This window comes from Daejeonella sp. (assembly GCF_030684675.1).
GTDB lineage: Bacteria > Bacteroidota > Bacteroidia > Sphingobacteriales > Sphingobacteriaceae > Daejeonella.
Genome location: NZ_JAUXXZ010000005.1, coordinates 43761 through 51915, shown reverse-complemented (window position 1 = coordinate 51915; position 8155 = coordinate 43761). Strand labels below are relative to the sequence as shown.

General features: G+C 38.0%; 7 protein-coding genes. 6 read left to right on the top strand and 1 reads right to left on the bottom strand.

The window, feature by feature from the left end; translation table 11 throughout:
• Nucleotides 1-250: 250 nt before the first annotated feature.
• Nucleotides 251-718, bottom strand: coding sequence for a DUF4293 domain-containing protein (locus Q8M41_RS00580; RefSeq protein WP_305363286.1), 468 nt, complete (start codon nucleotides 716-718; stop codon nucleotides 251-253).
• Nucleotides 719-830: 112 nt separating this feature from the next.
• Here Q8M41_RS00580 and truA point away from each other — a divergent pair, with 112 nt between their 5' ends.
• From truA to Q8M41_RS00550, 6 genes are all read left to right on the top strand, one after another.
• The gene (gene truA / locus Q8M41_RS00575; protein ID WP_305363285.1) at nucleotides 831-1595 is read left to right on the top strand and encodes a tRNA pseudouridine(38-40) synthase TruA; all 765 of its coding nucleotides are present in this window, start codon (nucleotides 831-833) and stop codon (nucleotides 1593-1595) included.
• A gap of 41 nt (nucleotides 1596-1636) precedes the next feature.
• Nucleotides 1637-3403, top strand: coding sequence for an ABC transporter ATP-binding protein (locus Q8M41_RS00570; protein ID WP_305363284.1), 1767 nt, complete (start codon nucleotides 1637-1639; stop codon nucleotides 3401-3403).
• 63 nt (nucleotides 3404-3466) lie between these two features.
• Entirely contained in the window at nucleotides 3467-4750 is a 1284-nt protein-coding gene (locus Q8M41_RS00565) for a dicarboxylate/amino acid:cation symporter (RefSeq protein ID WP_305363283.1), read from the top strand.
• Between the two features lie 132 nt (nucleotides 4751-4882).
• Nucleotides 4883-5761, top strand: a complete 879-nt coding sequence (gene sucD, locus Q8M41_RS00560) for a succinate--CoA ligase subunit alpha (protein WP_305363282.1) — start codon at nucleotides 4883-4885, stop codon at nucleotides 5759-5761.
• Between the two features lie 373 nt (nucleotides 5762-6134).
• On the top strand, nucleotides 6135-7421 hold the full coding sequence (locus Q8M41_RS00555; RefSeq protein ID WP_305363281.1) for an ATP/GTP-binding protein: 1287 nt from the start codon (nucleotides 6135-6137) through the stop codon (nucleotides 7419-7421).
• Nucleotides 7421-8107, top strand: coding sequence for an RloB family protein (locus Q8M41_RS00550; protein ID WP_305363280.1), 687 nt, complete (start codon nucleotides 7421-7423; stop codon nucleotides 8105-8107). Before Q8M41_RS00555 ends, Q8M41_RS00550 begins: the two co-directional genes overlap by 1 nt.
• Nucleotides 8108-8155 lie beyond the last annotated feature (48 nt).

The following is an 8155-nucleotide window of genomic DNA, read 5'->3' as shown; positions in this document are numbered from 1 at the left end:
GGAACATGGTCAGATAGTCGAAAAGTGATAAACAACTTTTCCTGATAGCCTTTTTTGCCTTGCATGCATTAAGATATTAATAATCAATGACATAGATAAATTTATTTTTAAATATCTCAGTTGTGCAACAGCCACTAAAGCACCGGGCTATTCAGTGATATGTCTGTCCAAAAAAAGGCTCTCGTAAAGACGCAGAAACGCGAAATATCCCAGACCCCTGTCATTGCGGGCAAGACCCGCAAGACCCGCACTACCTCAACCTCTCCGTCGATTTGATCAGTTTCTCATCACTTCTGATTCCCCTGAGTGCCAGAATAACAAACAATACACTCAGGGATGGCAGTATGACACCAAGTCCGTAATTCTCTGTTTGCAAGGTGATATTCCCAAGTACCTGCTTTGCGGTTTGAACCATCCAGAAACTAAAACCCAGTATACCTGCGATGCAGATATAACAAAGCATCATTTGTTTTTTCCTGTTTTTAAACAGAAAAATAGCCAGGAATGGAATCAATCCAAGTATAACCGTTACTATCGTTAAGGCCAGGAAAGGTTCAGTCTGAACGACATTACCCCCTATGCTTTCATAAACACCGGTTACTTTTACAGCCTTTGAAGTGCCATCAGGATTGATAGCCTGCAAATAAGGAAATAGAAACAGACTAAAAATCGCAGCGGTAGCAAAAAAAAGCCAGATGGTTTGTACTCGTTGTAGCATGGGATGATAATTTGAAGCAAATATAAATATTTTAGCCTTGTGATTATTCATTCAGGCAATGTATTGAGGCTGCGGTTGAGTATCTTTGGCATTTCAAAATTAGCTTTAGAGATTGAATACAACACAGAGATATTTCCTGGAACTGGCTTACAACGGAACGGCATATCATGGCTGGCAGATTCAGCAGAATGCCCTTTCAGTGCAGGAGTTGATCAACAAAGCATTATCTACAATTTGCAGGCAGGAAATTGAAACCCTTGGATGCGGCCGCACCGATACCGGAGTACATGCCCGGCAACTTTTTGCACATGCCGATTTTCCCCTTGATATTGATGTGATGAATCCTAGATTTCTACTCAGTATTAATGCGATGCTCCCTTATGATATTGTGATCAAAAGGTTCATCAAAGTTGCTCCGGAGGCTCATGCCCGTTTTGATGCTAGTTTACGTTCTTATGAGTATCATATTCATTTTTCAAAGGACCCATTTCTTCATAATTTATCATGGCTTTTACGTGATAGACCAGATTTAGGGTTGATGAATAATGCCGCAGAATTGATGATGGAATATCGTGATTTCAGTTGCTTCAGCAAGTCAAATACCCAAACTTTTACCAATAACTGTGTAATTAGCAGGGGAGTATGGCTTCCTGCAGATAAGGGCATAGTTTTTCATATTTCTGCCGATCGCTTTCTTCGGAATATGGTTCGGGCAATTGTCGGCACACTGGTCAGAATAGGTAAAAAGGAAATGAATGTGGAGGATATTCACGGTATTATCGAAAGTAAGGATCGCTCAAATGCAGGCGAATCAGTACCGGCTTGTGGCTTATTCCTCACAGAAGTGAAATACCCCTATATTTCGGATGAAATTTAAATGTCCGATTTAGTTTAAAAAATAAATGATCGAAAATAAAAATGGCTAAAGTTAGCGGTAATGCAGTAGATGTAAACTTGTTGAGAAGGATATTCCGGTACGTTACTCCTTATCGTAGTATATTTATCTGGTCAATTGTTTTAACAATATTGCTTGCCATTCTGGCCCCGCTTCGGCCATGGCTGATTCAATTTACCCTCGACAGATATATTCTTTTAAATGACCATACAGGATTAATTGATATGAGCCTATTGATGGTCGGGCTACTATTGATCCAGACTGTCGTTCAATATTTTCATACTTTTTTTACAAATATTTTAGGGCAATCGGTAATTAAGGATTTACGGGTTAAAGTATTCAATCATATCAGTAGCCTGAGACTTAAATATTTCGACCGTACACCCATTGGTCAGTTGATTACCAGAACGGTATCAGACCTCGAAACTATTGCAGATATATTTTCTGAGGGACTTATTGTAATTGTTGGCGATATTCTGCAGGTAATTGCCATCATTGCCGTGATGCTTTATGTTGACTGGGAACTGACCCTGGTGGTATTGATTCCAATGCCTTTATTGATTATGGCTTCCCTTGTTTTTAAGGAAGCGATTAAATCGGCATTTCAGGATGTGCGGACTCAGGTGGCCAATCTGAATACTTTTTTACAGGAACATATTACCGGAATAAGAATCATTCAATATTTCGCCCGGGAAGATCAGGAGATGAAGAAATTCAAGCAGATTAACTCTATGCACCGTGATGCACATATTCGTTCAAACTGGTATTATTCCATTTTCTTTCCGGTAGTCGAGATCATTTCTGCTGCGTCAATCGGACTTCTGGTATGGTATGGCTCGAAATCTATTCTTTCGGATGAGATCAGTCCGGGAGTGGTTGTCTCTTTCATCATGTATATCAATATGCTGTTCAGGCCGATCCGGGAACTTGCAGATAAGTTCAATACCCTGCAAATGGGTATGGTTGGTGCTGAGCGGATTTTCAATGTACTGGATACTGATGAGCAGACGGAAGATAAAGGCAAATTGCATCCTGAAAAATTGAAAGGCGATATTGAATTTAAAAATGTTTGGTTTGCCTATAACGATGAGAACTGGGTATTAAAAGATATTTCTTTCCATGTTAAGCCGGGAGAAACGCTGGCACTTGTAGGGGCAACGGGAGCGGGAAAATCTTCCATAATTAATATTTTGAATCGTTTTTATGAGATTAACAAGGGAAGTATACTTGTTGATGGGAATGATATCCGTGATTATAAGTTAAGTTACCTTAGGTCACATATTGCGACAGTTTTGCAGGATGTGTTTCTCTTCTCAGATTCCATTGCAAATAATATCAATCTGAGTAATGAGGAGATTAGCAGAGAAAGGCTCATTCAGGCAGCCAAAGAGGTAGGTGCTTACGAATTCATAATGAAACTTCCCGGAGGCTTCGATTATGATGTGATGGAGCGGGGAGCAACATTGTCTGCCGGGCAGGCTCAGCTGATTTCATTTATCCGGGCAATGGTATATGATCCACAAATCCTGGTGCTGGATGAAGCAACAGCCTCTGTAGATACCGAAACAGAGGAGCTTATTCAGCATGCAATTAATAAACTGATGCAGGGCCGGACTTCTATTGTGATCGCTCACCGTCTTTCAACCATCCAGAATGCAGATCGGATCATAGTTCTGGATCATGGTGAAATCAAGGAAATGGGCTCCCATCAGCAGCTTTTAAAATTAAATGGCTTTTACAGAAAATTATATGATCTTCAGTTTAATTCAGAGGGTATAGCAAAACCTTAGTTTTTAGGTTTCTGATCCTGAAAAATAAATCAAATCGGTATTTATGATTTTGTTCCAAATTTTATGAAGCGAGTTGTTTCCCATCTTACCTTTCAGGTGCTTGTCGCAATTTTTATCGGCGTTCTCGTCGGCATGAATTTTCCGGCATTTGCACCTACAGCCAAACTGATCAGTCAGACCTTCATCAATATGATCAGTATGCTGATTGCTCCAATCATATTTTTTACCATCGTGCTTGGTATTGCCCAGATGGGGGATATGAAAAAAGTGGGAAGGGTAGGTGGTAAGGCTCTGCTCTATTTTGAGCTGATTACGACCCTTGCAATTATCATAGGATTACTGGTTGCCAATATATTTCAGCCCGGTAAAGGAGTTGACGTTGCTGCCACTCATGCCGACCCTTCAAAAATACAGACTTATCAGGAATCAGCTTCTGAGATGAACTGGCTCGAATTCTTCGCCCACATCGTGCCTAAAAATATATTCGAATCCTTTGCCAAAGGCGATATTCTCCAGATTCTGTTCTTTGCGGTGCTTTTTGGCTTTGCCCTGAGTCGTATGGGATCAACAGGCAGCTCCCTGATTGTCACATTTGAAAAGTTGTCGCAGGTGATTTTTAATATTATGAAAATGATCATGAAACTGGCCCCATTTGGAGCGTTTGGTGGCATGGCCTTTACGATCGGAACTTACGGTTTATCAACGCTTTACCCACTTGGAAAGCTGATGATTGCTGTTTATATGACCATGGCACTTTTCATATTTGTGGTGCTGAATCTGATCTGCTATCTGTATAAGTTTAGTCTCTGGCAGTTCTTAAAATTCATCAGGCAGGAGATTGTTATTGTTTTGGGAACATCGTCCTCCGAGTCGGTGCTGCCTAGTATGATGTTAAAACTCGAAAAATTTGGCTGTTCCAAATCTGTTGTGGGACTTGTAGTTCCTACAGGCTATTCATTTAATCTGGATGGGACATCAATTTATCTTTCAATGTCAGTTATCTTTTTATCCCAGGTTTTTAATATTGACCTGAGTATTGGCCAGCAGATAACCATAATTGGAGTGTTAATGGTCACTTCAAAAGGAGCAGCAGGAGTAACAGGCAGTGGCTTTATTGTTTTGGCATCAACACTTACGGCCTTAAAGGTTGTTCCTATTGAAAGTATTGCCATTTTATTGGGAGTTGATCGCTTTATGTCAGAAGCCAGGGCTATTACCAATCTGATCGGTAATGGAGTTGCTTCGGTTGTGATTGCAAAAAGCGAAAAGGAATTTGATCAGGAGGCTTATAAAAGAGCAATTAGTCCCAAAACTGCTGAAGATGTGATCAGCTCTTCCTATGAATAAAAAACAATAAGAGCCTGTTTAAATTTCTATTGTAAAAATATTAGATGAATTTAAACATGCTCTAAATCTTTTTCCTTTACTTTTTGACATTCTAAGCGATTCTCTTAGCTTTGCTGTACAAAAAAATATTCAATGAGTGTACTGGTTAATAAAGATTCAAAAGTAATAGTTCAGGGCTTTACAGGTAATGAGGGAACATATCATGCTTCCCAGATGATAGAGTATGGAACACAGCTTGTAGGTGGTGTAACTCCGGGTAAAGGAGGACAAAGTCATTTAGATCGCCCTGTTTTCAATACGGTTAAGGACGCCGTTGATAAAACAGGTGCCGATGTATCCATTATTTTTGTGCCACCGGCTTTTGCTGCTGACGCGATCATGGAAGCTGCCGAAGCAGGAATTAAAGTTATTGTGTGTATTACCGAAGGTATCCCGACAAAGGATATGATCTTGGTGAAAGAATATATTTCAGATAGGGATTGCCGATTGATCGGTCCGAATTGCCCGGGTATCATCACTGCTGATGAAGCTAAAATTGGTATTATGCCAGGATTTATCTTCAAAAAAGGTGGTGTAGGAATCGTTTCTAAATCAGGAACATTAACTTATGAAGCAGTTGATCAGGTTGTTAAAGCCGGATTAGGAATCACTACAGCAATTGGTATCGGTGGAGATCCAATCATTGGCACACCAACTAAGGAAGCCGTAATGCTGTTGATGAATGATCCTGAGACTAAAGGTATTGTGATGATCGGTGAGATAGGTGGTGGAATGGAAGCTGAAGCGGCTTACTGGATCAAAGAGCACGGCACCAAGCCGGTTGTAGGCTTTATCGCAGGACAAACAGCGCCTCCTGGACGCCGTATGGGTCATGCAGGAGCAATTGTTGGCGGAGCCGATGATACTGCAGCTGCAAAAATGAAGATCATGAGAGAATGCGGTATTCGCGTTGTTGAATCTCCGGCAGAGATCGGTGCAGCAATGGCTGAGGAACTGGCGAAATTGGGATAGGAAGATTCAAGAACCAGGAGCCAAGAACCAAGATTCATTTCTACTTTGTAAAATATAAACCGGCTGAGAGGCCGGTTTTTTTATGCTGATTTTATAATGTTTGTTTTTAGTCTGGCGTAATTTAAAATGAACCTTCGGTGAATAATTTTTAATTTGGATTAGGGAATTGGGCTTAGAATGGGGATATTTAGTATAGGATAAAAACTACCACAAGCCTACTCATTTGGGAAGACCGAGAGTGTTTTATAACTTATATTAATTAGTTTGCGGTAATACTGAAAACTCGTCCACAATAAAATATTCAAATAAAATTGATTGCTACTAGTTTCTTATTCGTATATTTGCGAATATATTACAAATAATCAATTAAACGATGATAGAAGAATTTAGTTTCGGGAATTTTTGGTCGTTCAAAGACATTCAAACTTTGAATATGACAGCCGCAAAGATTAAATCGAAAAATACGGAACTTGACGACAACAATGTTTTCCCAATAAACAATGACCTAAGCCTCTTAAAAGCCAAAGCTATTTATGGGGCAAACGCCAGTGGAAAAAGTAATGTAATTAAGGCTTTAGTGTCCTTTATAAGGATTATCAAGGATTCAGTTAAAGAGGAAAAAGCGCTAGGTTTAATAGATTCTTTTCAATTATCCACTGAAACAGAAAATAAACCTACCTTTTTTCAATTAATTTTTAGAATTGGTAAAACAAGATATAGATACGGATTTGAAGCAGACGATAAATCCATAAAAAGTGAATGGTTATTTTCTACACCCAACAAAAGAGAACAACCTTTATTCATTAGAGAGAACAAATTGATTGTTGAGATTAATCAAACTCATTTTGAAGAAGGTGTAATGTATCAAAAACTTTTTGAAAATTCAAAAGACCCTATATTCACAGATACATCACTTTTTCTAACCCACTTATCTTCAACAGGATTTGGTAAACTTTCAAAACAGATTGTCAAAACAATTTCTGCTATCTCAATAATTAGTGGATTAGGACATCGGGGAATGTACGGAATTGCAGGTGATTCATTAAGCGATTCAGTTAAAAAGAAATTTATTTTGAATTTTCTTAAAAAAGCAGACATCGGTATTGATGATTTGGATACAGTTGAAATTGCAAACGAAAATTTACCAGACAATTTAGAGGATGAAGTAAAAGAGGACGTGAAAAAAGGAAAGATCATTGTCTCAAGTAGGACTAAATACAATGCCGAACTAAAGTCTGAAGGTAAAAGTGATTTTTCATTTGGTATGCAAGAATCTGAGGGTACAAAAAAAATGTTTGAGTTAAGTCCTTTTATTTATAGGTCTATAAAAGAAGGCACGCCATTGTTTATCGATGAGTTTGACTCAAGGTTTCACCCCTTATTGACTAAAAAAATTGTTGAACTTTATAACTCAATAGAAAATAAAAAAGCTCAACTAATATTCACAACACACGACACTAATCTTTTATCATCAGATTTATTGAGACGAGACCAAATTGATTTTGTTGAAAAAGATAAATATGGTGCTAGTCATCTATATACATTAGTTGAAATAAAGGGGGTTAGAAATGATGCTTCTTTTGAAAAAGATTATATTCAAGGGAAATACGGAGCAATACCATTCCTTGGAGATTTTACTAACTTAATAACTTTTGAATAATGCCAAAAAGTACAAAAGCTATTAAGGTTACTGATAAAAATAAGGCTTGGAATAAAAGAACACAACCAAGCGGCTATAAGATAGAAACTATCCCAATCAACAAAACAATACTCATTGTTTGTGAGGGACAGACGGAAAAACTGTATTTTGAATCCTTTCCTGTTTTGGGTGTAAAAATTAAGGCAATTGACCTTAAAGGACAGGCAAAGCTCAAATTAGTAGAATCAACAAAAGAAATTGTTGAAAATGCTAAAGAAGAATATAATGAAGTTTGGTGTGTTTTTGATATGGATGTCAAAAGAGGTGCTGATGAATTTGCAGATTTTGATAATGCAATCTCAAAGGCTTTATTACTTGGTTACAAAATAGCGTATTCAAATGATGCTTTTGAGTTGTGGTTTTATTTACATTACAATTTGACTGAATCACAACATTTGAGGTCTTTTTATTATACAGAATTAGGCAAAAAATTTGAAATAAATTATGTAAAGGATGGTAAAAAATATGGTTTTTGTTTGAAAATATATGACATCTTAAAGAATGACAAAAATTCTTCTCAAGAAAAAGCAATCGAAAGAGCAAGGTTACTGTTTGAGAAACAAGAGAATCTCCCATACCATCAACAAAATCCCAATACTAAAGTATATGAATTAGTGGAGGAATTGAATAGGAATTTGAGAAGTTAGCAAAGAAGTACTACCGCCAACAGCACCTACCCAAAAGTGGCGGTTCAG